Annotated in this window: 22 protein-coding genes; 10 read left to right on the top strand and 12 right to left on the bottom strand. The window is 64.8% G+C overall.

The window, feature by feature from the left end; genetic code table 11:
* Window positions 1–123: 123 nt before the first annotated feature.
* On the top strand, window positions 124–750 hold the full coding sequence (locus ACXAF3_RS06815) for a DUF2799 domain-containing protein (RefSeq protein WP_475111541.1): 627 nt from the start codon (window positions 124–126) through the stop codon (window positions 748–750).
* A gap of 121 nt (window positions 751–871) precedes the next feature.
* On the opposite strand, the gene ACXAF3_RS06810 is transcribed toward ACXAF3_RS06815, so the two are convergent.
* From ACXAF3_RS06810 to arfB, 3 genes are all read right to left on the bottom strand, one after another.
* Window positions 872–1,450 (bottom strand): HD domain-containing protein, encoded by a 579-nt coding sequence (locus tag ACXAF3_RS06810; protein ID WP_475111540.1) that lies wholly within the window; start codon window positions 1,448–1,450, stop codon window positions 872–874.
* A gap of 101 nt (window positions 1,451–1,551) precedes the next feature.
* Window positions 1,552–2,622, bottom strand: coding sequence for an Ldh family oxidoreductase (locus ACXAF3_RS06805; protein ID WP_475111539.1), 1,071 nt, complete (start codon window positions 2,620–2,622; stop codon window positions 1,552–1,554).
* Window positions 2,623–2,727: 105 nt separating this feature from the next.
* Window positions 2,728–3,141, bottom strand: coding sequence for an alternative ribosome rescue aminoacyl-tRNA hydrolase ArfB (gene arfB / locus ACXAF3_RS06800; RefSeq protein ID WP_475111538.1), 414 nt, complete (start codon window positions 3,139–3,141; stop codon window positions 2,728–2,730).
* Between the two features lie 122 nt (window positions 3,142–3,263).
* On the opposite strand from arfB, the gene ACXAF3_RS06795 reads away from it, so the two are divergent.
* From ACXAF3_RS06795 to ACXAF3_RS06785, 3 genes are all read left to right on the top strand, one after another.
* A complete protein-coding gene (locus ACXAF3_RS06795; RefSeq protein ID WP_475111537.1) occupies window positions 3,264–5,246 on the top strand; it encodes a BCCT family transporter in 1,983 nt (660 codons plus the stop codon).
* A 281-nt stretch (window positions 5,247–5,527) separates the two neighbouring features.
* Window positions 5,528–7,891, top strand: a complete 2,364-nt coding sequence (locus tag ACXAF3_RS06790; protein WP_475111536.1) for an autotransporter outer membrane beta-barrel domain-containing protein — start codon at window positions 5,528–5,530, stop codon at window positions 7,889–7,891.
* Between the two features lie 118 nt (window positions 7,892–8,009).
* Window positions 8,010–8,537 (top strand): GNAT family N-acetyltransferase, encoded by a 528-nt coding sequence (locus ACXAF3_RS06785; RefSeq protein ID WP_475111535.1) that lies wholly within the window; start codon window positions 8,010–8,012, stop codon window positions 8,535–8,537.
* 107 nt (window positions 8,538–8,644) lie between these two features.
* Here the strand turns inward: ACXAF3_RS06785 and ACXAF3_RS06780 are convergent, their stop codons facing one another.
* The 3 genes from ACXAF3_RS06780 to ACXAF3_RS06770 form a co-directional block, all read right to left on the bottom strand.
* The gene (locus ACXAF3_RS06780; RefSeq protein WP_475111534.1) at window positions 8,645–10,351 is read right to left on the bottom strand and encodes a sodium:solute symporter family protein; all 1,707 of its coding nucleotides are present in this window, start codon (window positions 10,349–10,351) and stop codon (window positions 8,645–8,647) included.
* Window positions 10,352–10,360: 9 nt separating this feature from the next.
* Complete coding sequence (locus ACXAF3_RS06775) at window positions 10,361–10,678, bottom strand: DUF4212 domain-containing protein (RefSeq protein WP_475111533.1); 318 nt, start codon at window positions 10,676–10,678, stop codon at window positions 10,361–10,363.
* Window positions 10,679–10,744: 66 nt separating this feature from the next.
* Window positions 10,745–12,073 carry a DcaP family trimeric outer membrane transporter gene (locus tag ACXAF3_RS06770; RefSeq protein ID WP_475111532.1) on the bottom strand — a complete coding sequence of 443 codons (1,329 nt, stop codon included), beginning with the start codon at window positions 12,071–12,073 and terminating at the stop codon, window positions 10,745–10,747.
* Window positions 12,074–12,292: 219 nt separating this feature from the next.
* Between ACXAF3_RS06770 and acs the strand changes: the two genes are divergently transcribed.
* Together acs and ACXAF3_RS06760 are read left to right on the top strand one after the other, a co-directional pair.
* On the top strand, window positions 12,293–14,251 hold the full coding sequence (gene acs / locus ACXAF3_RS06765; protein WP_475111571.1) for an acetate--CoA ligase: 1,959 nt from the start codon (window positions 12,293–12,295) through the stop codon (window positions 14,249–14,251).
* Window positions 14,252–14,471: 220 nt separating this feature from the next.
* Window positions 14,472–15,176, top strand: coding sequence for a LuxR C-terminal-related transcriptional regulator (locus ACXAF3_RS06760; RefSeq protein ID WP_475111531.1), 705 nt, complete (start codon window positions 14,472–14,474; stop codon window positions 15,174–15,176).
* An 8-nt stretch (window positions 15,177–15,184) separates the two neighbouring features.
* On the opposite strand, the gene ACXAF3_RS06755 is transcribed toward ACXAF3_RS06760, so the two are convergent.
* Both ACXAF3_RS06755 and ACXAF3_RS06750 read right to left on the bottom strand, forming a co-directional pair.
* Complete coding sequence (locus ACXAF3_RS06755) at window positions 15,185–18,691, bottom strand: hybrid sensor histidine kinase/response regulator (RefSeq protein WP_475111530.1); 3,507 nt, start codon at window positions 18,689–18,691, stop codon at window positions 15,185–15,187.
* A 335-nt stretch (window positions 18,692–19,026) separates the two neighbouring features.
* Window positions 19,027–19,482 (bottom strand): MarR family winged helix-turn-helix transcriptional regulator, encoded by a 456-nt coding sequence (locus ACXAF3_RS06750; RefSeq protein WP_475111529.1) that lies wholly within the window; start codon window positions 19,480–19,482, stop codon window positions 19,027–19,029.
* A gap of 137 nt (window positions 19,483–19,619) precedes the next feature.
* On the opposite strand from ACXAF3_RS06750, the gene ACXAF3_RS06745 reads away from it, so the two are divergent.
* The 4 genes from ACXAF3_RS06745 to ACXAF3_RS06730 all read left to right on the top strand — a co-directional run bounded on the left by ACXAF3_RS06745 (window position 19,620) and on the right by ACXAF3_RS06730 (window position 21,517).
* Window positions 19,620–20,264: a class I SAM-dependent methyltransferase gene (locus ACXAF3_RS06745; protein ID WP_475111528.1), complete on the top strand. Its 645-nt coding sequence runs from the start codon at window positions 19,620–19,622 to the stop codon at window positions 20,262–20,264.
* A 9-nt stretch (window positions 20,265–20,273) separates the two neighbouring features.
* Window positions 20,274–20,663, top strand: a complete 390-nt coding sequence (locus tag ACXAF3_RS06740) for a hypothetical protein (protein WP_475111527.1) — start codon at window positions 20,274–20,276, stop codon at window positions 20,661–20,663.
* 74 nt (window positions 20,664–20,737) lie between these two features.
* Window positions 20,738–21,145 (top strand): GNAT family N-acetyltransferase, encoded by a 408-nt coding sequence (locus tag ACXAF3_RS06735; protein ID WP_475111526.1) that lies wholly within the window; start codon window positions 20,738–20,740, stop codon window positions 21,143–21,145.
* An 81-nt stretch (window positions 21,146–21,226) separates the two neighbouring features.
* Entirely contained in the window at window positions 21,227–21,517 is a 291-nt protein-coding gene (locus tag ACXAF3_RS06730; protein ID WP_475111525.1) for a DUF1540 domain-containing protein, read from the top strand.
* A 91-nt stretch (window positions 21,518–21,608) separates the two neighbouring features.
* Here ACXAF3_RS06730 and ACXAF3_RS06725 read toward each other — a convergent pair whose 3' ends face one another.
* From ACXAF3_RS06725 to ACXAF3_RS06710, 4 genes are all read right to left on the bottom strand, one after another.
* Window positions 21,609–23,777 carry a prolyl oligopeptidase family serine peptidase gene (locus ACXAF3_RS06725; RefSeq protein ID WP_475111524.1) on the bottom strand — a complete coding sequence of 723 codons (2,169 nt, stop codon included), beginning with the start codon at window positions 23,775–23,777 and terminating at the stop codon, window positions 21,609–21,611.
* A 275-nt stretch (window positions 23,778–24,052) separates the two neighbouring features.
* Window positions 24,053–25,036 (bottom strand): lipoyl synthase, encoded by a 984-nt coding sequence (gene lipA, locus ACXAF3_RS06720; RefSeq protein WP_475111523.1) that lies wholly within the window; start codon window positions 25,034–25,036, stop codon window positions 24,053–24,055.
* The gene (gene lipB, locus ACXAF3_RS06715; RefSeq protein ID WP_475111522.1) at window positions 25,029–25,745 is read right to left on the bottom strand and encodes a lipoyl(octanoyl) transferase LipB; all 717 of its coding nucleotides are present in this window, start codon (window positions 25,743–25,745) and stop codon (window positions 25,029–25,031) included. Before lipB ends, lipA begins: the two co-directional genes overlap by 8 nt.
* Window positions 25,745–26,026 carry an HP0495 family protein gene (locus ACXAF3_RS06710; RefSeq protein ID WP_475111521.1) on the bottom strand — a complete coding sequence of 94 codons (282 nt, stop codon included), beginning with the start codon at window positions 26,024–26,026 and terminating at the stop codon, window positions 25,745–25,747. The genes lipB and ACXAF3_RS06710 overlap by 1 nt, the downstream gene beginning before the upstream one ends.
* Window positions 26,027–26,030: the final 4 nt, after the last annotated feature.

The raw sequence follows: 26,030 nt of genomic DNA, 5'->3' as shown, positions 1-26,030 counted from the left end.
ATAAAAATCGCGACACAGATCCCACACTCTGTGATGGCTTCAGGCTGCAGTCAGGTTCAGAACGATAAAGTGCGTGTCTAAACGCCCAGTGACGGGAAAACAACAGTGAACTCAAAGAGAAAAATGCTTCGAATCGCCGCCCTGACCCCGGCCGTGGCGGTGCTATTGTCGGCCGGTGGCTGCGCCACCATGAGTGAAGAGGAGTGCCTGGTCGCGGACTGGCGCGCGATCGGCTATGAGGACGGCGCCGCGGGCCTGCAGGTCACCCAGTTGGGCAAGCGCCGCGAGGCCTGTGCCGAGTACGGCGTGCGGCCGGACACCGCGGCCTACCGCGCCGGCCGCGACGAGGGCCTGCAGCTCTACTGCACCGAGCACCGCGGCTTCCGCCTCGGCCGCGCCGGTGGCAGCTACAACGGCGTCTGCCCGGCGGACCTGGAGGGACTCTTCCTGCACGGCTATCAGGCCGGGCGCGATATCTACCTGGCCTGGAGCGTGGTAAACCAGGTCTCCAACGCCATCGGCGAGCGCGAGCAGGAACGCGAACACATCCTCGACGATATCACCGAGATGAGCGCGCGCCTGATCAGCGACGAGGCCACCAAGGACGAGCGCGTGACCCTGCTGGCGGATATCGCCCGCCTGAAGGGCCGGCACACGGAACTGGGGCTGGAGATAGACGACCTGGAGCACGAGTTGGCGCTGCGCGAGGCGGAGTACCAGGAGGTGCAGGCGCGCTCGCCCTATCCGTAAGTCGGAACCCGGAGTGCCCTGTAGGAGCGGCCCTTGGCCGCGATCATCGGTCGGGCAAAGCGCAGGATCGACCGCGGCCAAGGGCCGCTCCTACCAGGGTGCGCCGGTATGGCTGCACCGCTCACTTCAGGATGCCGCTGGCCACCGCGCCCTGCAGCCTCTCCTCGATCACCCGCCAGAGCTCGCGGCTGCCATCGCCGATACGGCGGTTGATGTCGAGGACCTTTTCCTTCGGGATATTGTTTTCCCGCCACGCGTGGCCCCCGCCGAGCAGATTGTGCAGCAGCGGCGGCACCCGGTCGATGGCGCGGGCATAGCGGGATTCCGCGCTCTCCCCGGCCTCGAACTCGCACCACAGATCGAAATACGCGTCGCCCATGCCATCCGGCAGCAGTGCGAGCAGGCGCCGCACACCGGCCGCCTCGGCCTCTTTCCGCCGCGCCGTTTCGCTCGCATAAACGATGGTGTCGCCGGTATCTATCTCGCCCAGATCGTGGATCAGCAGCATCTTGATGACCCTGTCGATATCCACCGGTTCGTTGGCGAAATCCTTTAGCATCAGCGCGGCCAGGCAGACATGCCAGCTGTGCTCGGCGGAATTCTCCCGCCGCTCGAGACCGACCGGCTTGGTCTTGCGCAGCACCGCTTTCAGTTTTTCGATCTCGACGATGAAATCCAGGATCTGCTCGATTTCTTTCACACCTAGGGAACCTCTGAATAATTCCCCGACTGTAGGAGCCTGCTTGCAGGCGAATGCCGGGGAGCCTTCGGAGCTGAAAACATTCGCCTGCAAGCAGGCTCCTACAAGCTCTTTTCATCGAACAGCGGTTGCGGCATGGCGACGCCGAGTTTTTCCGCCCAGGGCGCCAGGTCCTGCATGATCGTCGGGTACAGCTCGACACCATCGCGCAGCTGTTTTTCCCGCAGGCTCCAGGCGCGCTGGCCGGGCACACGCACCGGGGCCTCGCCATCGCTGCGGTTCCGCTGCCAAAGATCGCAGAGCGCGCTTGTCTGGCGCAGGAAATCCGCGTGCGCGCCGAAGGCGCGCGGATCTATGACCTGTAGAAATACCGAGTTGGCCTCGTCGTCGCCCTGCGCCGATTCGTCGGCGCGGCCGTAGCCGCCGAGTGCCATCGACAGCACTTCCAGCATCGCCGACAGGGCCGCGCCCTTGTAGCCGTGATCGGCGCCGCCCACAGGCAGAATACTGCCGCCGTTGTCGAAGTCCGCCGGGTCGTCGGAGAGGTTGCCGTCGCGGTCCTTCAGGCAGCGGCTCGGCATCTTCCTGCCCTCGCGCGCGGCGCGCGCCACATAGCCGCCGGCGGTCACCGACATGCTGATATCGAACAGCAGCGGGTAGTCGCCGGCCGGCGCGGCGAAAGCGAGGGGATTGGCGGAGAAGAGCGGATCGCGGCCGCCCTGGGGGGAGACTGTGTTCTCCGCCGGCGTGGAACAGGTCAGCATCGCGACACAGCCCGCCTCGACGACCGGCGGCAGATAGGCGGCCAGGCAGGCGATATGCTGGCTGCGGCGGATGGTCGCAGTGACCACCCCCTGCTCCGGCACGCGCGCCAGGGCCTGGGCCAGGGCCCGGGTCAGCACCCAGGGGCCGGGCAGGAATTCCGCATCCCAGTTGAAGCAGTTGCCGCGGTCGGCCAGCACCCGCACCTCCCCGTCGCGCCGCGACTCGCCGTCTCGCAGCCAGCGCAGGTTGCTCGCCACCCGGTTCAGGCCGTGGGTGGTGAAGCCGAGCAGATCCGCCTGCAAAAACACTTCCGCCATGACCCGGGCGCGCTCTGCGGCCAGGCCGGCGCGCTGAAAAAGCCTGCTGGCGAATTGTTCGAGTTCGTTTGCGTCGTAGCGATGGTGCATGGATTTTCCCCGGTGAATTTGCTGGTAGCCTATTTGCGCGCGCATACGAGTTTTGCTCCGGCGCCGCACATCTTCGCGGTGCCCTCGGCCCCTACAACCCCGCCGCTAGTCGCGCACTTTTCCGCGCAGCGCCTTTATCTGACCGCGCCGGGTCTTGCTCTGCAAACGCCGCTCCTTCGCGCCGCGGCTCGGCTTGGTGGGAATGCGCTTCTTGAAGCCCACATTCGCCTTTTCTATTAGCAGGCGCAAGCGCTCCAGCGCATCCGCGCGGTTCTTTTCCTGGGTGCGGAAGCGCTGCGCCTTGATCACGACGATACCGTCGGAGGAAATGCGCCGGTCGCGCAACTGTAGCAGCCGCTGCTTCAGCGCCTCCGGCAGCGACGAGGCGCGGATATCGAAACGCAGGTGGACGGCGCTCGCCACCTTGTTGACATTCTGGCCGCCGGCGCCCTGGGCGCGCACCGCGCTCAATTCTATTTCGCCGTCGGCGATCTGCAGTCTTCCAGAAATTTCAATCATGAAAAAAAGTGCGTATATTCGCCCACCTTCTAAAATGCGCCTTTGACTATGCTGAGGGAATCTCCAAGTCTAACAGGCGCAAATACAAACCTCGATCCGCCGCGCCCCACAGGAAATCGCGAATGACGCCACAGCCGCCCGCAGAAAAAGCCCATTTCAATCCTCCGGTGTTCTACACGGCCACCGGCATACTGCTTCTGCTGGTCACCTACGCGGTGCTCTTCGCCGCCGACGCCACCGCGCGCTTCCAGTCGCTGCAGGCGGCGATAGTGGCCAACCTCAGCTGGTACTACGTGCTGCTGGTGGCGGTGATACTGATCAGCGTGACGGTGATCGGATTCTCCAAGTTCGGCGACATCAAGCTGGGGCCTGAGCACGCCGAGCCGGACTACAGCTACGGCTCCTGGTTCGCGATGCTGTTTTCCGCCGGCATGGGCATAGGCCTGCTGTTTTTCGGCGTGGCCGAGCCGGTGATGCACTACCTGTCGCCACCGGCCGGCGAGACGGGCACGGTGCAGGCGGCGCGCGAGGCGATGGTGTTGACCTTTTTCCACTGGGGGCTGCACGCCTGGGCCATCTACGCGATAGTCGCACTGATACTGGCCTATTTCAGCTACCGGCACAAACTGCCGCTGACCCTGCGCTCGGCGCTCTACCCGCTGATCGGCGAGCGCATCCACGGCCCCATCGGCCACGCGGTGGACGTGTTCGCGATTGTCGGCACCGTGTGCGGCGTGGCCACTACCCTCGGCTACGGCGTGCTGCAGATCAACTCCGGCCTCAACCACCTGTTCGATATCCCCATGGGCACAGGCCCGCAGGTGGTGTTGATCGTCGTCACCACGATTCTCGCCACCGTCTCCGTGGTTATGGGGCTGGATGTGGGCATCAAGCGGCTGTCGCAACTGAACATGACCCTGGCCGCGCTGCTGTTGCTGATGGTGCTGCTGCTCGGCAGCACCGTCTATCTGCTGCAGACCTTCGTGCAGAATATCGGCAGCTATCTGTCGGTGCTGGTCGGGCGCACCTTCAACCTCTACGCCTACGAGCCCACCGACTGGCTCGGCGGCTGGACCATTCTGTACTGGGGCTGGTGGATGTCCTGGTCGCCGTTTGTGGGGCTGTTTATCGCGCGTATATCCCGCGGGCGTACCATCCGCGAGTTTATCGTCGGCGCCATGCTGGTGCCCGCCGGCGTCACCCTGCTGTGGATGACGGTGTTCGGCAACTCCGCCATCCATATGATCCTGAACGAGGGGCTGACCTCCCTCGGCGAGGTGGTGAGCAGGGACCAGTCGCTGGCGCTGTTTCAGTTTCTGGAACAGTTCCCGATGTCCGGTTTTTTTTCCTTTGTCGCGATACTGATGGTGGTGGTCTTCTTCGTGACCTCGGCGGACTCTGGGGCCATGGTGGTCAATATGCTCGCCTCCCACGGCCGCGACGACACGCCGCTGTGGCAGCGGGTCTTCTGGTGCGGGCTGATCGGCGCCGTGGCGATCGCGCTGCTGCTGGCCGGCGGTCTCAGCTCGCTGCAGACGGCGGTAATCGCCAGCGCCCTGCCCTTTTCCATCATCCTGGTGGCGGCCACCTACGGGCTGATCACCGCGCTGCGCACCGACACCGCAAAGCGCGATGCACAGAGTGCGCCGGTAGCGCCGATCACTGTCCGCAACCCGGTGTCCTGGCAGCGGCGCCTGAAGAATCTGGTCAGCCTGCCCTCGCTGGACGAAGTGCGCGAGTATATTCGCGAAGTGGGCGAGCCGGCGCTGCGGGAATTTGCCGGCGAAATGGAAAAAAACGGCTTCTCCGCAAAAGTCAACCGCAACAAACACTCGGTATACCTGGAGGTCTTCCAGGGCGAGGAGGTGGATTTCGTCTACGGCATACACCCCAAGGCACACCTGAAACCCAACGCCCTCAACCCGGACGCGGAACTGGACGACGATGTGGACGACGGATCGCCGGAAAAATATTTCCGCGCCGAGGTGCACCTGCAGGAGGGCGGCCAGGACTACGACGTGATGGGCTGGACCGGTGACCAGCTGCTGGCGGATATCCTCGCCCAGTACGAGCGGCACCTGCAGTTTCTGCACACGGTGCGCTAGGGTTTTCACAAATCAAATTTTTTTCATTAACCCGCCGATTCCCGGGGCGATCCCGCCGGCGCGAAGTGGATGACCGGCCGGGCGCAGAAAAAACCAGTGACCACTTCTAATATCTGAGTCAGATCCGCTAGTATGGTGCGGTTCCTGGCGCCCCGGGTTGAAACCACCAGCCGGTTTCGCCCCGGGGCGCGAGAGGTACGGGAATAACAACAATAACGAAGCGCGCTCTCCGCGAATTCCCTCCTCGCCGGCGGGCGCGCATCCGCGACAAGGAGAAGACCATGTCCAACGCGAAGCGCAGCCTCGCTGCCGCCATTGCACTCGCATCCATCAGTTCACTCGCATCCGCCGACGAGGCGCCCTTTTCCCAGGTGATCGCCTTCGGTGACAGTCTGACCGATGTCGGCAATGCCGGTATCTTTACCAGTGGCGACAACAAACAGGCCGCCATCAGCCTGATGTCGCAACAGCTGGGCCTGGGCCCGGTCACGCCCTCCTGCGCCGGCCTCTACCTGTGCCTGCCGGAGGTGGACCCAACCCTGAGCGAGGCCGAACTGCTGGCATCCGCCGAGGCGCAGGTCCGCGCAGCGCTGCCCAACGTCGGCGGCGGTTGGGCCGTGGGCGGCCACCGCGCCGCAGACGTGCTGCTGAACCTACTCGGCACCCGCGGTTACCTCGACTACCTGAGCGAGCGCGGCCTGACACTGGACGTCAACGCACACAGCTTTGCCAGCGCACTGCTGCCGGATGCCACCCGCGACACCAGCACCGGCCTCTACGCCGATCTCGAACTGCTCGGCCTGCTGTTGCAGGGCCCGGCCAAGGTGGCCGAACTGCGCGCGGCGGCGGAACAGCACCGCGCGATGGGCGACGACACCACCGCCGACGCCTACGACGCTCAGGCCGACGGACTGCAGGCGCAGATAGACGCCGCGCCGGCGGCGATCGTCGCCGACTCAGGCGTGACCGGCAACCCGCACCCGGCGGGCCGCGGCTATCTGGAAGTGAGCGGCGGCACGGCCGACGCCAACGCCCTCTACTGGGTCAACGGCGGTGGCAACGACCTGCTCAGCGGTTTCTCCGCGGTGCTTTCCGGCGCCATCGACACAGACCAGTTCGCAGCCAATGTGGGCCTCGCGGCCACGATGCTGGCGGACAGTACCCGGGCCCTGTCCGACGCCGGCGCCAACTATATACTGCTGTCCAATGTGCCCGACGTGAGCAAGACTCCGGGCATGTACGCCGCCGCCAGCCAAGCGGTGTACGCCAGCCCCGAAGCCGCGCAGCTGGCCGACGCCGTCGCCGCCGGCCTGATGACCCAGGAAGACGCAGACGCGCAGCTGCAGGCGGCCATCGACAGCACCCTTGCCCAGGGCGCCGCCGCCGCGGACGCGTTCAATAGCACCCTGCTCGCGACCGCCGGGGATATCGACGGCGTGCTGATGGTGGATATGGCCGGCGTGCTCAAGGTGTCCCTCGACAACGCTGCAACGCTCGGCTTCTCCGCCGAGTTCGATCAGACCAACTTCTGCTACGACGGCAGCGGCGGCTGTATCGAACACCCGGTCTACGGCATCAACGGCAGCTCCGCGGACGACAGCAAGCTGATCTTCAACGATGCCGTGCACCCGACCCAGGCGGCGCAGCAGATGCTGGCCGACTACTACACCGCAGTGGTGAATGCGGCGCAGGTCGCGGGCCAGCTGCCGGATATCGGCGTCCAGGCGGCGCGCACCCACACCAACACCCTGGATGAGAGCCTCGCCGGCGCCCGCTACCGCGAAGCGCAAAGCGCTGTCTTCGCCGGCACAGTGTTCGGCAACACCGATTTCGACAGCGCCCTGGCCCCCGGCAGCAGCGGCGACAGCGACGCCAACCTGATCGGTGCCACCTATGCGCTGCGCAACAACCTGGAACTGGGTTTTGCCCTCAGCCGCGCCGACATCAATCTGGACAACGAGCGGGCCGCGATGGAATCCACGGCCACCAACTACAGCCTGTTCGGCCGCTTCCACCGGGATGTTTTCTTCGTCGACGCCAGCGCGACCCTGACCGACGTCGACTACGACAAGGTCAGCCGCGCCTTCCGCCTCGGGGACAGCTTCGACGGCAGCCTGAACGCCAGCACCGCCGGCGAAAACCTGTCGCTGAGTGTGACCGCGGGCATCAACATCTCCAGCGGCGCGGCCCAGTTCGGCCCCTTCGCCAATGTCACCCGCGCGACGGTGGAAGTGGACGGCTACACCGAGGACGCTATCGACGGCTTTACCTATGTGGATGCCGGCGGTGTGGAGCGCGACCCATTCGGCATGCACTTCGCGAGTCAAGAGCGCCGCTACACCACCATGCGCATCGGCGCCTTCGCCAGCCGCACCTGGCAGGGCGTCAGCGCCTACGGCCAGATCTGGTACGAAGACACCACCGGCACCGACGACGACACGCTCGAGGTCGGCGTCAAGTCCATGCAGGGCAATATGAACGCGATGCCGAGCTATGCCAGCGAGGGCGTCGGCCTGTTCGAGGACGGCGCCGGCGCTATCGTCGGCCTGCGCTGGCAGGCGGCGGACGCCATCGCCGTCAACGCCAACCTGGCCGCGCGCCCGACCTCGGAATCCGGTTCCGTCAGCGTGAGCTACCGCTTCTAAGCGCCCCCCTTGCGCCCCCGCCCGGGGGCGCAGCCCCTCCCCTTCCTGTACCTGCGGCGCTCGCCTGCGAGCCACTCCCGATGCACAATATCCTGTGTTTTTTTTCGGGCAGGATGCGATGTTTAAACTGGAAACCCAAAGACTGATACTACGCCAACTCGGCGAAGACGATGCGCCGCTGATGCGCGCGGTGCTGAACGACCCGGATTTCCTGCGCAATGTCGGCGACCGCGGCGTGCGCAGCATCGACGACGCGCGCCGCTATATCGTCGACGGCCCCATGGCTATGTACCGGCGATACGGCTATGGCATGTACAAGGTGGAACTGAGGGGCGGCACCGCCATCGGCCTGTGCGGGCTGGTCAGGCGCGACGGCCTCGACGACGCGGATATCGGCTTCGCCTTCCTGCCGGACTATCGCGGCCGGGGTTACGCGCTGGAGGCTGCCGCAGCGGTGATGCAGGACGCCCGCGAACGGGTGGCCCTTAAGCGTATTGTCGCCATCACCCTACCGGATAACACCCCCTCCGTACGCCTGCTGGAAAAGATCGGCCTGCAGGCGGAAAGACGTATCACGCTGCCGAACGACAACGAGGAGCTGCTGTTGCTGGCCTGGAACGCGGCGGCCAAAGAAAATTTGCAGTAGCCGACCATAAAAAAGCGAGCGCACTCCTGAGGGGACGAGTGGCTCGCCAAGGGTGGAAAAGGTGAAAAAGCGCCTGCGGGGCGTGCCCGCCCCGCAGGCGCGAAGACTCAGTGCGCGCTGGCCTCGCCGGCCCCTTTCGGGAAGCGGATATGGGCCACCATCTCCTGCACATCCTTCGGCGCATCGGCAGTGAAGCGCGCCACCGCGATCGCCACGGCAAAGTTCACAATCATGCCCAGGGTACCGATACCCTCCGGCGAGATGCCGAACCACCAGTTGTCCGGGGTATTGGCCGCCGGGTTGATGAACTTGAAGTAGACGATATACAGCGCGGTAAAGGTGATACCGGAGATCATACCGGCGATGGCCCCCTCCTTGTTCATGCGCTTGCTGAAGATGCCGAGGATGATCGCCGGGAAGAAGGACGACGCGGCCAGCCCGAACGCAAAGGCCACCACCTGGGCGACGAAGCCCGGTGGATTGATACCCAGATAGCCGGCGATACAGATGGCCACCGCCGACGCGATGCGCGCGTAGCGCAGCTCCTGCTTGTCGGTGATATGCGGCATCAGGTTGCGCTTGAGCAGGTCGTGGGAAATCGATGTGGAGATCACCAGCAGCAGGCCCGCCGAAGTCGACAGCGCCGCGGCGACACCGCCGGCCGCCACCAGCGCGATCACCCAGGCCGGCAGATCGGCGATTTCCGGGTTGGCCAGCACCATGATGTCGCGGTCGATGCTCATCTCATTGCGCTCGTCGCCGGAGTAGAACATCTTGCCGTCGCCGTTCTTGTCCTCCCACGAAATCAGGCCGGTGCTCTCCCAGTTGGTTATCCAGCCGGGTGCCTCCTCATAGGCGGTGCCCTCGGCATCCGGACCGTTGATGGTGTCGATCATGTTCACCCGCGCAAAGGTCGCGATGGCCGGCGCGGTGGTGTACAGCAGCGCGATAAACAGCAGCGCCCAGCCGGCGGACTTGCGCGCGTCGCGCACCTTGGGCACGGTGAAGAAGCGCACGATGACATGGGGCAGGCCGGCGGTGCCCACCATCAGCGCGGCGGTGATAAAGAACACATCGATGGTGCTCTTGGTCCCCGAGGTGTACTCGGCGAAACCCAGTTCCGTCGAAAGCCCGTCGAGCTTGTCCAGCAGGTAGGTGCCGGAGCCGTCGTTCAGTTCCGCACCGAAACCGATCTGCGGAATCACGTGGCCGGTCATCATGATGGAGATAAAGATGGCCGGCACCAGGTAGGCGCAGATCAGTACGCAGTACTGGGCCACCTGGGTATAGGTGATGCCCTTCATGCCGCCGAGCACCGCGTAGAAGAACACTATCGCCATACCGATGATGACACCGGAGGTGATATCCACTTCCAGGAAGCGCGAGAAGACCACGCCGACGCCGCGCATCTGTCCGGCCACATAGGTGAAGCAGACAAACACCGCGCAGATCACCGCGACGGTGCGCGCGGTGTTCGAGTAGTAGCGGTCGCCGATAAAGGCCGGCACCGTGAACTTGCCGAACTTGCGCAGGTAGGGGGCCAGGCACAGCGCCAGCAGCACATAGCCGCCGGTCCAGCCCATCAGATAGACGGCGCCGTCATAGCCCATAAAGCTGATCAGGCCCGCCATCGAGATAAACGAGGCCGCCGACATCCAGTCCGCCGCCGTGGCCATGCCGTTGGCCACCGGGTTGACGCCGCCGCTGGCGACATAGAAATCGTGCGTGGACCCGGCCCGGGACCAGATGGCGATACCGATATACAGCGCGAAGGTGGCGCCGACAATCAGGAAAGTGAGGGTTTGGATATCCATGATCTGCTCCTATTGGCCGAACTCTTCTTCGAGCGCCTCTTCAAACTCTTCCGGTTCTTCGTGGTCCTCGTGCACATTGTACTTGCGGTCCAGCTTGTTCATCTTGTGTACGTAGACGACGATCAGCGCCAGGAATACATAGATGGACCCCTGCTGCGCAAACCAGAAGCCGAGCTTGAAGCCGCCGAGGCGGATCACGTTCAGCTCGTCGACCAGCAGAATGCCGCAACCGAAGGAGACCGCGAACCAGATGGCCAGCAGCGACAGCATCAGGCGCAGGTTCTCCTTCCAGTAGTCGTCCGCGTGTTGTTCGCTTTCGAAACTCATCGCTCTTCTCCCAAATAATTATCAGTGGTTATTGTTGTCGAATATTCCCCGTCGGCGCGGGCACTGTCAGAAAACATACTTTACTGAGAACTGCAGCCGCCGCAGCGCCCCCTCGTCGTCGAGAGCGCCGCTGGTGTTTTCGATTTCCTTGCGCGCAAAAATATATTCGCCGCCGAGGGTCATCTTCGGGATCGGCGAATAGAGCAGGTTCAGGTGCAGGCTCTGATAGCCCGAGGCGGTGGTATCGGAAACCGAGTCGGGGTTGTCGGCTTTGGAGGCCGAAAGCACCAGGTTGCTGCGCCACTCGTCGCTCCAGAAATGGCGCAGCGCGACGAAACCGCCGCTCTGCTCGATCGGCTCGATACCGCCATCCGCCTCGATAATGCCGGCGCGGAAGCCGTTCAATCCCATATAGCGCCCGAGCCCGTTGCCGGAGCTCAGCATAAAGCGGATATCGTCGCGACCGAACTGGTATTTGCCCGATACGCTGATCGCGTGAGCGCGCACCGATTCCCTGTCGGCGCCGCTGTCGTAGGCCAGCTCGCGACTCAGGGAGGCCACCGAGTAGCTGAAGTCGCCGATGCTGTCGTTGTAGCGCAGCACCAGGTCCGGAGTGCCGCTGTCGTCGTAGGGGTTTTCGCTGCCCCCGATTTCGACAGGATCGTACAGGGTCGTGGCCGGATTTTCCGCGGCCAGCTGCAGGCTGCCACCGCCGATCTTGCGCGTGTAGCGCAGCTGCGGCTGGCGCTCGAAAATGGTGCCCACCGGGCCGACGAAGTCCATGCCCTCCGGCAGCGCACCGACATTGAAGAAGGTGGACCAGGTCTGGCCCGCGAGCAGGCGGTTGCGCCCGTCCATCCGCCAGTCCACATAGGCGTGGCGCAGGCGCTGGGCGTAGGAGTTGCTGATGCGCTCGTCGCCCTGGCCGCTGGCCATCGCATCGATTTCCAGATGCGTATTGACCTGGCCGCCAGCCACCGCGGTGCGGCTCTTGATAAACAGGCGCGAAGACTTGGCGTGGGAATGGAACTTGCTGTCGCCGCCCTCGCCGCCGATCGGTATCGTCGACGGCACCAGGAAATCCTCGCCGATGCCGGCGGTGGCGGCGTTGCCGTCGGAATAGTCGCTGAACGCGCTGTCCAGTTTCATAAAGCCGCCGATCTCTATCTGCGTGCCCTGTGGCTGCTGTGGCGGCTCCGGGTTTTCCACCACCGCGCGGCGCTGTTGCGCCGCCTCGGCGGCGAGCTTGTCCACCTGCGCCTGCAGCACCTCTATACGCTGCTGCAGCGCCTCGGTGCCGGTCTGCGCCGCCGCCGACAGCGGGACCAGGTTGATCATCACGGCCGAGCACAGGCCCGCGGCGAGGCGGGCGGATTTTATTCTTATCTGCGACATAAGCTCCCTCCGAGCGCGATTTGTCGAAATACTGCTTTGCCGCTGACGATAAAAGCCTGTTCGCGCCCCCCTGGGTATTAACCATTGGTCTAAATCCGCCCCGCTTTCGACCAATGTCTAAGGACCCATTTTTTCTATTTCGACTTTTGTCTAATACGCCCACCCCTCGCCGAAATGCAGAATGCAGTAAACAAGAATGGCAAGATGACGAGGCCCACCGTGTCTGAGCAATCCCTCTACCCCGTACCGCAGCACTACGCCAACCAAGCCCTGCTGAATGAAGTGGAATACTTCGAGCTGTACAGGCGATCCGTCGAGGACAGCGAGGGCTTCTGGCGCGAACAGGGCCGGCGGCTCGACTGGATCAGGCCCTATACCCAGGTCAAGGACGTGTCCTTCGCCCGGGACGACCTGCATATCCGCTGGTACGCCGACGGCAGCCTGAACGTCGCCGCCAACTGCCTCGACCGCCACCTGGCCGAGCACGGCGACAGCACGGCGATCCTTTGGGTCGGCGACGAGCCCGGTGTGTCGCGCGAGATCAGCTACCGCGAGCTGCACGCGGACGTGTGCCGCTTCGCCAACGGCCTCAAATCGCTCGGCGTACAGAAGGGCGATGTGGTCACCATCTATATGCCGATGATTCCGCAAGCGGCGGTGGCGATGCTGGCCTGCGCGCGTATCGGCGCGATTCACTCGGTGGTATTCGCCGGCTTCTCCCCGGAGGCGCTGGCCGGGCGTATGGACGACGGCAGGTCCCGCGTACTGGTCACCGCCGATGCCGGCATGCGCGGCGGTCGCCCGGTGGCGCTGAAGGAGAATGTCGACAGGGCGGTCGCGCTGTGCCGCGAGACCACCGTGGACAAGGTGGTCGTCGTGAACTACACCGGCGGCGAGGTGACCTGGAGCCCGGAGCGCGACTGCGACTACGGCGAACTGATGGCGCAGCAGAGCGACGACTGCCCGGCGGAGGAAATGAACGCGGAGGATCCGCTGTTCATCCTCTACACCTCCGGCTCCACCGGTAAACCCAAGGGGGTGCTGCACACCAGCGGTGGCTATCTGACCTACGCCTCCCTGACCCACGAGTATGTGTTCGACTACCGCCGCGGCGAGCGCTACTGGTGTGCCGCCGATATCGGCTGGATCACCGGCCACTCCTATATCCTCTACGGCCCGCTGGCCAATGGCGCCACCACGGTGATGTACGAGGGCGTACCCAACTACCCGGACGCAACCCGCGTGGCACAGATCATCGACGAACACCAGATCGATATTCTGTATATCGCGCCGACCGCGATCCGCGCATTGATGGCCGAAGGCGACAAGCCGGTGGCCGGCGCCGACCTGTCCAGCCTGCGCCTGCTCGGCACCGTCGGCGAGCCGATCAACCCCGAGGCGTGGAAGTGGTATCACCGCACCTTCGGCCGCGGCCGCTGCCCGATCGTCGACACCTGGTGGCAGACCGAAACCGGCGCCGCCATGCTGACCCCGCTGCCCGGCGCCACGGCGTTGAAACCCGGCTCTGCCACCCGCCCCTTCTTCGGCGTGCAGCCGGCGCTGGTGGACAACGACGGCAACATCCTCGACGGCGCCGCCGAGGGCAACCTGGTGCTGCTGGACAGCTGGCCCGGCCAGATGCGCACCGTATTCGGCGATCACCAGCGCTTTGTCGACACCTACTTCAGCACCTTCGAGGGTATGTACTTCACCGGCGACGGTGCGCGCCGCGACGCGGACGGCTACTACTGGATCACGGGGCGCGTGGACGACGTGCTCAATGTGTCCGGCCACCGCATGGGCACCGCCGAGCTGGAGAGCGCGCTGGTGGCCCACGAGGCGGTCGCCGAGGCGGCGGTGGTGGGTTATCCGCACGATATCAAGGGCCAGGGCATCTACGTCTATGTGACCCTGAACAGCGATCTGCAGCCCAGCGAGGAGATACGCCAGCAGCTGCGCAGCTGGCTACGCGCAGAGATAGGCCCCATCGCCACGCCGGATGTGATCCAGTGGGCGCCGGGCCTGCCCAAAACCCGCTCCGGCAAGATCATGCGCCGCATCCTGCGCAAGATCGCCGCCGGCGAGTGCGACCAGTTGGGCGATATCTCCACCCTGGCCGATCCATCGGTGGTACAGCAGCTGATCGACAACCATACCGAGCTGGCCCAGAGCGCCTGATGGCTGTGCGCCGGGCATCGCGGCGCACCCGGCCAGCTGTATTCGCAGCGGCTCTGCCGGATATCGGCCAGAGCCGCTTCGCCGTTTTCGATAGGCAGAAACAATAAGAACAGATCGCAGTATCGGCGTACACTGATAAAAATATAATGCGTGTACGCACTCGCGCTCGCCGGGGGATCCACCTGCGGCGAGGCGCATTGATGATGAGGGAGCGATAACCATGCACGCCAATAGCGATAAAACAGTGCACAAGTTCATTATCGCCGACGACCACCCGCTGTTTCGCAGCGCCCTGCGCCAGTCCATTACCCAGGCATTTCCCGCTGCCGAACTGTACGAGGCGGAGGATATGGACAGCCTGCAGCGCTGCGTGGCCGCCCACGGCGACTGCGACCTGCTGTTGCTGGACCTGCATATGCCCGGCGCGCGCGGCTTCAGCGGCCTGATCTTTGTCAGCGGCCAGTACCCGGAGCTGCCGGTCATGGTGGTATCCGCGAACGAGAAACCGGAGGTGATGTGCCGCGCGATCGACTACGGCGCCTGCGGCTTCCTGCCCAAGTCGGCGCCGGTCGATACGATCACCGCCGCGCTGCAGCGGGCGCTGGCCGGCGATATCTGGCTGCCGCCGGGCGTGGCCGAACAGGGCGCGACGGAATCCTCCGACCCGGCCGTGGCCGACGCGGTCGCATCGCTGACCCCGCAGCAGTTCCGCGTCGCGACCATGCTCGCGGAGGGGCTGCTGAACAAGCAGATCGCCTACGAAATGAACGTCACCGAAGCCACGGTCAAGGCGCACCTGACCGCGCTGTTCCGCAAGCTGAACGTCAACTCGCGCACCCAGGCGGCCCTGGCGCTCGGCAGCCTGGATATAGAGCCACCGGGGCAGTTCACGCCGCCGCCGAAACACGCGCCGGCGCACGCCTGATTTCGCCCCTAGGATTCGGCCGCCTGCCGCCGCCGCGCCAGCCGCCGCACCAGGTTGCGCAGCGCCGCCGGCTTGACCGGCTTGGACAGATAGAAGCAGCCGCGCGCGGCGGCCGCGTCGCGCACCGGCTCGGAAATATCCGCGCTGATCAGAATGGCCGGCAGCGGCTGTCCCCAGCGCTGGTTCAGTCCGTCCAGCGCGGCGATGCCCGTCTCGTTGCAGTCGAGGTGATAATCGACGATGACCAGCTGCGGCGGCTGCTCGCCGGGCCAGCTGGCCAGCGCCTCCCGCAGTGAGCGCGCCGCCGTTACCCGGCAACCCCAGCCGCCGAGCAGGCTCTGCATGCCGCGCAGAATCGACTCCTCGTTGTCGATACACAGCACGCGGATTCCCGCCAGATCCGCGCCGGCGACCTGCGGCTGCGGCCGCACCCGCTCGGCCCGCGCCGCCACCCCCAGCGGCACGCGGATAGAGAACATGGCGCCGCGCCCCGGGGACGACTGCACGCCTATCGGGTGCTGCAGCAGGTCCGCGCTGCGCCTGGCGATCGCCAGTCCCAGCCCCAGCCCCTTGTCCGCCGGGCGCTCAGTGGAAGACAGGCGCACGAACTCGTCGAAAATCTGCGCCTGCGCCTCCGGCGCGATGCCGGGGCCGGTATCCCAGACCTGGATTTCCAGCGCCTCCGCAGAGGCGCGGCGCCGCACGCCCAGCAGCACCTTGCCGCGGCTGGTGTAGTGCAGCGCGTTGCTGAGGAAATTCTGCAGTATCCGCCGCAGCAGATGGCGGTCGCTGTGCACCCACAGGCTGCTGGGCCGGTAGCGCAGCTGCAGGCCGCGGCTGGCGGCAATGGCCTGGAACTCCACCGTCAGTGCGTCCAGCAGCTCGCCCACCGGGAAGTGCTCCCGTTTGGGGGTCAGGTTGCCGGCGTCCAGGCGGCTGATCTCCCGCAGCGCGCCGATCAGCTGCTCGGCGGTGTTCAGCGCGCTGTCGATATGGCCGATATCCTCCAGCGTCTCATCCCAGTCGCGGCGCGCCGCCTTCTGCTGCGCCGAGGCGATAAACAGGCGCGCGGCGTTGATCGGCTGCAACAGGTCGTGACTGGTGTGGGCCAGGAAGCGGGTCTTGGCCCCGTGCAGTTCGCGCATCTGCGCCTCCACTTCCGCACGGCGGCGGTTCTCCGCCTGCAGCGCCTCGTTGCTGTGCAGCAGTTCCGCGGTGCGCTGTTCCACCCGCTCCTCCAGGGTGCGCTGGTTTTCCTCCAGCGCGTCCACCGCCGCGCGGTAGTCGCTGATATCGGTGAAGGTGGTGACGAAGCCGCCGCCGGGCATCGGCGTGCCGCGCACCTCGACGATACTGCCGTTTGGCAGGCGGCGCTCGAAGCGGTGCGCACTGCCGTGGCGCAGCAGTTGCAGGCGCCGCTGGACCTCCGCCTCCAGATCGACGTTGTCGCCGTAGAGGCCGCGCTCGGCGTTGTGGCGGTACAGCTTCTCCACCGGGCAGCCGATATAGAGCAGCCGCTCCGGGTAGTCGAACAGCTCGATATAGTGCTGGTTCCAGGCCACCAGGCGCAGGTCCGCGTCCACCACACTGATGCCCTGGCTGATGGTCTCCACCGTGGTCTGCAGCAGCTCCTGGGAAAAGCGCAGCTTCTGCGAAGTGCCGTCCACCAGCCGCGCTATGTCCTCCAGCTGGAACGGGCGATTGGCCCGCAACAGGTCGATGACCTGGTGGGCGGTGGCGGAGCCGATAATGCCGGCGAGCGTGCTCTCCGCCTCCTGCACCGCGAAGCGCGGCGCCGCGTCGTCCGGCAGCAGGCGCTGCTGGCTGCGCCGCTCGAAACCGTTCCAGATCTGCTCCAGCCGCCGGCGCCCGACAAACGGCTGCATCAGGCTCTTCAGCTGCCCCACCTGGATCTCGCTCAGCTCCAGGTCCGCGCCGCTGTCCAGCGCCGACAGCTCGACGAAAGCCTCCGCCTGGCGGCGGTCGCGCTCCCGCGCGCGGCACAGCAGGGACACGGACACGAACAGCAGCACATTGGCCAGCAGGCTCCAGAAAACGCCGTGGCTGAGCGGGTCCAGCCCGCCGAGACCGAACAGCCGTTCCGGCCGCAGCCAGGCCAGTCCGAACAACCCCTCCGCGAGCAGCGGGTGCTGCGGATAGACCGCCGGCAGCACCAGGCAGAAGAACCAGAGGCCGTAGCCGGCCACCAGCCCGGCGAGCACGCCGAGGCGGTGCGCGCGGCGCCAGTAGAGGGCGCCGACCAGCGCCGGCGCCAGCTGCGCGGCGGCGGCGAAAGACAGCAGGCCGATGGACGCCAGCGGCGCGACGCCGGTGATGGCCTTGTGCATGCCCCAGCCCAACAGCAGCAGCAGCAGAATGCTGAGGCGGCGAATCAGCCGCAGGTGGTTGCCCAGCGACGCCGCCGACAGCGGCGTAAAGCGGCTCAGGAACAGCCACAGCGGTGCCACCAGTTCGTTGGAGATCATCACCGCCAGGGTCACCGCGGCGACGATCACCATGCCGGTGGCCGCGGAGAAGCCGCCGATATAGGCGAGCAGGGTCAGGGCGTCGCTGCCGCTGGCCATCGGCAGTGTCAGCACCAGGCTGTCCGGCTCCAGCAGCCCCTGCGCCAGCATCGGCTGCCCGGCGAGGGCGATAGGCAGGATCAGCAGCGCAAAGAGCCCCAGATACAGCGGCAGCAGCCAGCGCGCGGCGCGCAGGTCGCGCTGATCCTGGAACTCCACCACCGCCATATGGAACTGGCGCGGCAGGCAGATGATGGCCGCCGTGGCCAGCAGGGTCTGGGTCAGGAAATTGGCGTCGGGGATCAGCGGATCCAGGTGCAGCTCGGCGCTCGCGAGGCGCCCGCCGCCGATCAGCAGCCACGCGGCCAGGGCCGCCACGGCGGCAAAGGCCAGCAGCTTGACCACCGACTCCAGCGCGATGGCCGCCACCACGCCGCGGTTGCGCTCGCGCCCCTCCAGGTGGCGGGTGCCGAACAGCATCGCGAAGACACCCATCAGCAGCGCGGTGGCGAAGGCGGTATCGAGACTGATGATACCGCCGGATTCGGGCCCCGGGCCCACCGCGTCCCAGGCCATGGTCACCGCGCGCAGTTGCAGCGCGATATACGGCAGGCTGCCGACAATCGCCAGCAGGGTCACCAGCGCAGACAGGCCCCGGCTCTTGCCGTAGCGGGAGCCGATAAAGTCGGCGATGGAGGTCACCTTCTGGCGCTCGCTCACCAGCATCAGCTTGCGCAGGAAAGCGCCGCCGAACAGGAACAGCAGCATCGGCCCGAGGTAGATCGGCAGGTAGCTCCAGGTGCTGGTCACCGACTGGCCGACGGCGCCGAAGAAGGTCCAGGAGCTGCAATAGACCGCCAGGGTCAGCGCATAGACCAGCGGGCGATAGCGCAGCAGCCACTGCTTGCGGTGCTCGGCGCGCCAGGCCACGGCGAACAGCAGCGCCACATACGCCAGCGCAAAAAACAGCAGGTAGGGCTTGCCGATCATTCGTTCACTCTAGGGAATCTCTGAATAATTCCGCAATACCTCTGCGGGACCTGAAGGCTGCAGCTGTTAGGCGCAGCTCGCCGCGAATGGCCCAGCCCTTTGCAAGAGCTGCAACGCAGCAGATGCGGCCTTCAGGCCCCGCCCTGCGGGGCTTGCAGAGAGATTCACACTCTGCGTTGCGGCTTCTTGAAAGGTCTAGACATTCCTGCGAAGCCGCGCCTTGATTGTGAACCGCTCTGCGAGCCAGAGGCATCGCGGAATCATTCAGAGGTTCCCCAGGGCCCGATGACGCGCAAGTGATCTTTATACCCGATGCGACCCGCCGCAGCTATTAGCTATTGGTCGGCACAGACCTTGTCGAGGATTGCTTCCAGGGCCCGGTATTCATCCGGATCGAGCCGCGCGGCGATGGATTTGGCCAGCTCGGTGTAAACGGACTCCCGCGTGCGCAAGAACAGCTCCCTACCCCGCTCGGTCAGCAGGATATGCTGCGCCCTGGCATCGTAACGGCAGGTGACCCGCCGTATCAGGCCGCGCTTCTCCAGCTTGTTGACCATCACGCTGGCGGACGACTTCTGCACCTGCATCTCCGCCGCCAGGGCGGAAAGGTGGCTGCTGTCGTCGTGCTCCCCGCTGTCCGGCTCAGGCCCGCCGCTCTCGGCGATATAGACACACAGCAGGTAGTCGAACTCATTGCTGCTCAGCCCCTCCCGCCTGTCGCCGGTGGCTGCGCGGCTCCACGCCTGGGACAGCAAGCGCTGCAGGTTCATCAGGGATCTGTCCAGGCTCATCGGGGCACTCACCTAGTTAGAAAGGCTAACGAGTATAGGGCCACGCTTTTTCGGGTCAATGTCGCCACCCAGATAGTTTGACAAACTAACTAATCAACCATAAGGTTAGAAAGCCTAACTAAATAGCGGAGGACGACATGAACGGATCCGAGCCAAATCACAGCGGTTGCGAGAGCGGGGCCTGGGACAGGGAGACGGCCGACTGGTATGTATCGCGCTGGGGCGAACACCCGCTGCACAGCGCCGTCCCGGAGCTGAGCCGGCTTGCAGGTGCAGAGCGGGTACTGGATATCGGCTGCGGCAGCGGCACCGCAGTGCGCGAGATCGCCGCGCGCCTGTCCGCCGGCGAGGTGCTCGGCATTGACCCGACGCCGCGCATGGTCGAGCTGGCCCGGGAGCAAAGCCGCGGCCTGGAATTCCCGGTGCCGGTCGATTTTATCCAGGCCCCGGCGGAGCGGCTGCCCTGCCCCGACGGGAGCTTCGATCTGGTGCTGGCGATCAACTCCCTGCATCACTGGCGGGATGTGGAAGCCGGCCTGGCAGAGGTACGGCGGGTACTGAAGCCCGGCGGCCGCCTCGTCGTTATCGACGATCTGTGGGAGGAAATCCAGAGGCATATTGAGGACCTCCCCGTCGAGTCAAAAAAGACAGATCACCCGCACTGGCTGTCGCCGGAGGCGGTTGCCGATGCCCTGTCGGCGGCCGGCTTTTCCTGCACCACGGGGGAATATCGCGCTGCGGACATTGCCGTCTCCGTCACTACCGCCTGTAAACAGTCTTAGGAGGTAAATATGAACCTTACGCTCGCACTGATGGGCCTCTCCATCTATATCCTGATCTGGGAGAAACTGCCCTACTGGGGCAACTGGTTTAACCGCATTGTCGAGGCGCTGCCCGGCCCGCTGGCCTATCTGTACCAGGCCTGGCGCTGCCCTTTCTGCTTCGGTTTCTGGATTGCACTGGCACTGCACGCCACTACCGGCGTCCGGACGGTGGAAGCACTCGCGAGCATGCCCACCTATCTCGGCAGCGCCGGCCCGGCCATCGCCTGGTTCCTGGATGCGCTGGCCACGGCCACGCTGATCATGTTCGGCAAACTGTGCCTCGATGCCATCGCCGCGCCGGCTATCCGCGGCTACCAGATGACGATGGAATTCCGCCGGGGCGCCACAGCAGAGTGACCGGTTCCATGAAAAAAAATGTATGGACGCTCCGAAAGGCGACGGCGGCGGACGCCGGGGAACTGAGAGATTGTATGGTGAAAGCCTACTCCGCCTACCGGGACAGGCTCAGCGGAGAGCGGCTGCCGCCAATGGATGCGGATTACCGGGAGGAGATTGCCTCGTTTCCAACCTGGGTGGCGGAAATGAACGACGAGATTGTCGGTGGAATTACCCTGGTCGCCGAGCGAGGCTATATGACCCTGACCAATATAGCCGTGAGCCCCGAGCACCAGGGCATCGGTCTGGGAAAGGGATTACTGGCGTTTGCCGAAACGGAAGCGCGGCGGCAGGGCTTTTCCCAGATGCGCCTGGCAACCCACCGGCTGCTGTCCGAGAGCCTCGGTTTCTACCGGCACCTGGGCTGGACCGAAACCGGTCGCGATGCCGACCGGGTCTATATGCGGAAGGTCATACCGGCGTCACACCACTCCAGCCGGTAAAAGCGCGACGCGTCGATTGACAAGCCCGCGGTCTGGGCTAGGCTCGAACGTACAAGCCCCTGCCAGCCGAGAGAATCAGCCATGATTATTGCGACAGATATGCCGGAAGTGGCCCAGTGCGCCGCCACCCAGTGTGCCTACAACGCCGACTCCGCCTGCCACGCGCGGGCGATCACGATAGGCGACGGCAACGAGCCGGACTGCGACACCTTCTTCGGCAACTCCAAGCACACCCGCAGCTCCCGCACCGCCGGGGTCGGCGCCTGCAAGATGACGGACTGCAAGCACAACGACGACTTCGAGTGCGCCGCCGACAGCATCCAGGTGGGCACATCCGGCGGCTCGGCCAACTGTGTGACCTATACGCACTAAACGGCGACTCCAAAGCTCTTTTGCGTCGCCCCGGCAGACGCCGGGGCGGAATTCGCGCTACAGGCGCGGAACCCCGCAGCGCAACGCCGGCTTAATGCCCGGGCAGCTCCGCAAAGCCCATATTGAACAGCGTGAAGCTGAATATATCCGCGTACTGCTCAATGGTCTTCGAGACCGGCGTGCCGGCGCCGTGCCCGGCCTTGGTCTCGATGCGGATCAGGGTCGGCGCCGGGCCCGCCTGCTTGGATTGCAGTTCCGCGGCAAACTTGAACGAGTGCGCCGGCACCACGCGGTCATCGTGATCCGCAGTGGTCACCAGGGTGGCCGGGTACTCGACGCCGGCGCGCACATTGTGCACCGGTGAATAGCCCATCAGATACTCGAACATCTCCTCGCTCTCTTCCGCGGTGCCGTAGTCATAAGCCCAGCCGGCGCCGGCGGTGAAGGTGTGGTAGCGCAGCATGTCCATCACACCCACCGCGGGCAGCGCCACCTTCACCAGGTCCGGACGCTGGGTCATCACCGCGCCCACCAGCAGGCCGCCATTGGAGCCGCCGCGGATGGCCAGGTAATCGCGCGAAGTGTATTTCTGCTCGATCAGATACTCGGCCGCGGCGATAAAATCGTCGAACACATTCTGCTTCTGCAGTTTGGTGCCCGCGTCGTGCCAGCGCTTGCCGTATTCACCGCCGCCGCGCAGGTTCGGCACCGCATAGACGCCGCCCAGCTCCAGCCAGACGGCGTTGGCGATGCTGAAGCGCGGCGTCAGGCTGATATTGAAACCGCCGTAGCCGTACAGGATGGTGGGGTTTCTGCCGTTCAGCTCGAGACCCTTTTTATAGGTGATTGTCATCGGCACGCGCGTGCCGTCCTTGGAGGTGTAGAACACCTGCCTGGACTCGTAGGCACTGCTGTCGAAATCCGCCCCGGATTCGCGGTAGATCTGCGATTTCCCTTCGGCGACGTCGAAGGCGAAGATGGTTCCCGGTGTCTTGTAGTTGGTAAAGGTGTAGTAGAGCACCTTATCCTCTTTCTTGCCGCCGAGGGAGCTGGCGGTGCCCGGCCCCGGCAGTTCAATTTCGCGGATGCGCTCGCCATCGAAATCGTACTGATACATCCTGGACAGGGCGTCGACCATATAGCGGGCAAAAATATAGCCGCCGCCGGTGGATGCGCTCAGCACATGCTCGGTTTCCGGAATCAGGTCTTTCCAGTTGGCCGGCACCGGGTCCGCCGCATCCACGGTGACAATCTTTTTGTTGGGGGCATCCAGGTTGGTGACCAGGTACAGCTTGCTGCCGACATTGTCCAGCACATAGGTGTCGGAGTCGAAGTGATCCAGCACCGTGACCAGCGGCGCATCCGGCCGGCTCAGGTCGCGGATATACAGGTCGTTGCCGGAGGTGGACTTGGAGCCGGCGATCACCAGGTAGCGGTCGTCCTCGGTCACATAGCCGGAGACATAGCGGCGCTTCTGCTCCGGCTCGCCGCCGAACACCAGCCGGTCCTCGGACTGCGGCTGGCCCAGCTTGTGGTAGTAGAGCTTGTGCCGGTCCGTCTTGGCGGAGAGCTCGCTGCCCTCGGGCTTGTCGTAGCTGGAATAGTAGAAGCCCTCGTTGCCCTTCCAGGAGATGCCGGAAAATTTGACGTCCACCAGCGGTTCTTCGAGGATCTCTTTGGTCTCCGCATCCATCACGATGATCTTGCGCCAGTCGCTGCCGCCCTCGGAAATCGAGTAGGCGGCGATGGAACCGTCCTTGGAAAATTTCAGGCTCGCCAGTGAGGTGGTGCCGTCCTCGCTGAACTGGTTCGGATCCAGGAATACCTCCGGCTCGCCGTCGCCCTTCCGGCGCCAGACCACATACTGGTCCTGCAGGCCGTCGTTGCGATAGAAATAGGTGTAGTCACCCTCCTTGAACGGAGAGCCGACCTTCTCGTAATTCCAGACCTGCTTGAGGCGCTCCTTGAGCCTGTCGCGATAGGGAATCTGCTCCAGGTATCCGAAGGTGACCCTGTTCTGCGCCTGCACCCAGGCCCCGGTTTCCTCGCTGCGGTCGTCCTCCAGCCAGCGGTAGGGGTCTGCCACCTCGGTGCCGAAGTAGGTGTCCACCACTTCATCCCTGCGGGTCTGCGGGTATTCGATGCCGGTCGCCGGTGCGGCCGCATTCATATTCAGGTTTACACTGTCTTTGGTTTCGGGCGATTCCCCGGAACAGGCCGCCAGTATCCCGGACAGAACCAGGATCGGTATCTTTTTCATCGTTTATTTTTCTTCCCTAGCTGAGTTTTATCGGGTGCCCGGCAAAGGCACGACGACAAGCACAGCGGATCTACCGGTAAATTTCAAGCGACGGAGAGCGGCGGAACGCGAGACAGCAGATAGGCGAAGTGAAGGACGGATACACCGGATATTGTGCGGAAAAATCCGCCGATCGCCGTCAATTCAATAAGGTGTGAGACGGCGAGTCATCCATTCGGCGGGAAAATAGAGCTGGAGTCGGGCCAGGGCCGGCACCCGGTGCCGGCCCCGACAAGTCAACCCACCTTTTCCCCGTGCGCCTGCTTGTCGGCGTGGTAGGAGGAGCGCACCAGCGGGCCGCAGGCGGCGTGTTTGAAGCCGATCTGTTCGGCGTAGCGGCGGTATTCCTCGAACTCGTCCGGGTGCACATAGCGCTGCACCGGCAGATGCTCCTTGCTCGGCTGCAGGTACTGGCCGATGGTGAGCATATCGATATCGTGCGCGCGCATATCGTCCATCACGGCGAAGATCTCCTCCTTCTCCTCGCCCAGGCCGACCATCAGGCCGGACTTGGTCAGCACGTCCGGGCGGCGCTTCTTGTATTCCTGCAGCAGCTTCAGCGACCACTTGTAGTTGGCCCCGGGGCGGGATTCGCGGTACAGGCGCGGCACCGTCTCCAGGTTGTGGTTGAACACGTCCGGGGCCTCTTTTTCGAGGATATCCAGCGCGACGTCCATGCGGCCGCGGAAGTCCGGGGTCAGGATTTCCACCTGCAGGTCCGGCGACAGCTCGCGCGAACGCCGGATGCAGTCGGCGAAGTGCTGGGCGCCGCCGTCGCGCAGGTCGTCGCGGTCCACCGAGGTGATCACCACATAGCGCAGGCCCATGGCGGCGATGGCCTCGGCCAGGTGTTGCGGCTCTTCCGGGTCCAGCGGCAGCGGCTTGCCGTGGCCGACGTCGCAGAAGGGGCAGCGGCGGGTGCAGATCTCGCCCATGATCATGAAAGTCGCGGTGCCGCCGCTGAAGCACTCGCCCAGGTTGGGGCAGCTGGCCTCCTCGCACACGGTGGCCAGTTTCTGCGAGCGCAGTATGCTCTTGATGCGATCCACCTCCTTGGAGGCGGGCACCTTGACGCGGATCCAGTCGGGCTTGCGCAGCACCTGGTCGCTGGCGATCACCTTGACCGGGATGCGCTCCACCTTGTCGCCGTCGCGCAGCTTTTCCCCCGGCTGCAGGCGGCGGGTGCGTTTTACCGGTACCAGGTCGGGTTTGTCAGCCATTGGTCGTTTCCTGCTCCACTTTGTCCTGCTCGGGGGCGCATAGTTGCGCGAATGTATTTTCGTCCAGCGGCTGCCAGTTCGCTTCGGGCAGCGCCAGGGTGCGCAGCAGTTCGCGCACGAAGATTTCCGCCACGCGATTCCAGTCGGGCGCCGGCTGTATCAGCTCCGCCATCTGCACCATCTGCATGCCCGCGTAGCCGCAGGGGTTGATGCGCAGGAAGGGCGCCAGATCCATATCGATATTGATCGCTATGCCGTGGAAGCTGCAGCCGCGGCGCACACGCAGACCGATGGAGGCGATCTTGTTGCCGGCGCGCGGGCCCTCGCTCAGGTAGACGCCGGGGGCGTCGGCGCGGGGGGCGGCGGCGATATCGAACTGCTTCAGCATCTCGACGGTGGCGGTTTCCAGCCCGGTGACCAGGTCGCGCACGCCGATCTTGGCGCGCCGCAAATCCAGCAGCGGGTAGACCACCAGCTGGCCGGGGCCGTGATAGGTCACCTGGCCGCCGCGATCCACCTGCACCACCGGGATATCGCCGGTGTTCAGCAGATGCTCGGCCTTGCCGGCCTGGCCCTGGGTGAATACCGGCTCGTGTTCGACGCACCAGATCTCATCCGCGCTGTCTCCATCGCGGATATCGGTGTAGCGGGACATGGCGCGCCAGACGGACTCGTAGTCCCTGCGGCCGAGATTGCGCACGACGGTCATCAGAGCACCATATGCACGGCCGGGTGGGCCTTGAGTTCGTCGAACAGCGCCTGCAGCTGCGGCTCGCCGGTGGCGAGGATATAGAAGGTCATCGAGGTGAACTTGCCGTTCTTGCTCTCGCGCAGCGTGATGCGCTCTTCGTCCAGACCCGGCGCGTGACGGCGCATGACTTCCAGAACGAATTCGTGCACCTGGTCATCGGACTCCCGCACCACCTTGACCATATAGTCTTCGCAGGGAAACTCGATTTTCGGGGGCTGCTGATTGGGATCTTGACTCATACCG

The organism is Microbulbifer sp. ABF4_143 (genome assembly GCF_056160225.1).
This window is presented reverse-complemented; position numbering and strand designations above follow the sequence as displayed.

Bases quoted from the DNA above. Each gene is read 5' to 3' on its own strand.
- ACXAF3_RS06815 (WP_475111541.1), top strand. From the start codon at position 124: ATGCTTCGAATCGCCGCCCTGACCCCGGCCGTGGCGGTGCTATTGTCG.
- ACXAF3_RS06805 (WP_475111539.1), bottom strand. From the start codon at position 2,622: ATGCACCATCGCTACGACGCAAACGAACTCGAACAATTCGCCAGCAGG.
- arfB (WP_475111538.1), bottom strand. From the start codon at position 3,141: ATGATTGAAATTTCTGGAAGACTGCAGATCGCCGACGGCGAAATAGAA.
- ACXAF3_RS06795 (WP_475111537.1), top strand. From the start codon at position 3,264: ATGACGCCACAGCCGCCCGCAGAAAAAGCCCATTTCAATCCTCCGGTG.
- ACXAF3_RS06790 (WP_475111536.1), top strand. From the start codon at position 5,528: ATGTCCAACGCGAAGCGCAGCCTCGCTGCCGCCATTGCACTCGCATCC.
- ACXAF3_RS06785 (WP_475111535.1), top strand. From the start codon at position 8,010: ATGTTTAAACTGGAAACCCAAAGACTGATACTACGCCAACTCGGCGAA.
- ACXAF3_RS06780 (WP_475111534.1), bottom strand. From the start codon at position 10,351: ATGGATATCCAAACCCTCACTTTCCTGATTGTCGGCGCCACCTTCGCG.
- ACXAF3_RS06775 (WP_475111533.1), bottom strand. From the start codon at position 10,678: ATGAGTTTCGAAAGCGAACAACACGCGGACGACTACTGGAAGGAGAAC.
- ACXAF3_RS06770 (WP_475111532.1), bottom strand. From the start codon at position 12,073: ATGTCGCAGATAAGAATAAAATCCGCCCGCCTCGCCGCGGGCCTGTGC.
- ACXAF3_RS06760 (WP_475111531.1), top strand. From the start codon at position 14,472: ATGCACGCCAATAGCGATAAAACAGTGCACAAGTTCATTATCGCCGAC.
- ACXAF3_RS06755 (WP_475111530.1), bottom strand. From the start codon at position 18,691: ATGATCGGCAAGCCCTACCTGCTGTTTTTTGCGCTGGCGTATGTGGCG.
- ACXAF3_RS06750 (WP_475111529.1), bottom strand. From the start codon at position 19,482: ATGAGCCTGGACAGATCCCTGATGAACCTGCAGCGCTTGCTGTCCCAG.
- ACXAF3_RS06745 (WP_475111528.1), top strand. From the start codon at position 19,620: ATGAACGGATCCGAGCCAAATCACAGCGGTTGCGAGAGCGGGGCCTGG.
- ACXAF3_RS06740 (WP_475111527.1), top strand. From the start codon at position 20,274: ATGAACCTTACGCTCGCACTGATGGGCCTCTCCATCTATATCCTGATC.
- ACXAF3_RS06735 (WP_475111526.1), top strand. From the start codon at position 20,738: ATGGTGAAAGCCTACTCCGCCTACCGGGACAGGCTCAGCGGAGAGCGG.
- ACXAF3_RS06730 (WP_475111525.1), top strand. From the start codon at position 21,227: ATGATTATTGCGACAGATATGCCGGAAGTGGCCCAGTGCGCCGCCACC.
- ACXAF3_RS06725 (WP_475111524.1), bottom strand. From the start codon at position 23,777: ATGAAAAAGATACCGATCCTGGTTCTGTCCGGGATACTGGCGGCCTGT.
- lipA (WP_475111523.1), bottom strand. From the start codon at position 25,036: ATGGCTGACAAACCCGACCTGGTACCGGTAAAACGCACCCGCCGCCTG.
- lipB (WP_475111522.1), bottom strand. From the start codon at position 25,745: ATGACCGTCGTGCGCAATCTCGGCCGCAGGGACTACGAGTCCGTCTGG.
- ACXAF3_RS06710 (WP_475111521.1), bottom strand. From the start codon at position 26,026: ATGAGTCAAGATCCCAATCAGCAGCCCCCGAAAATCGAGTTTCCCTGC.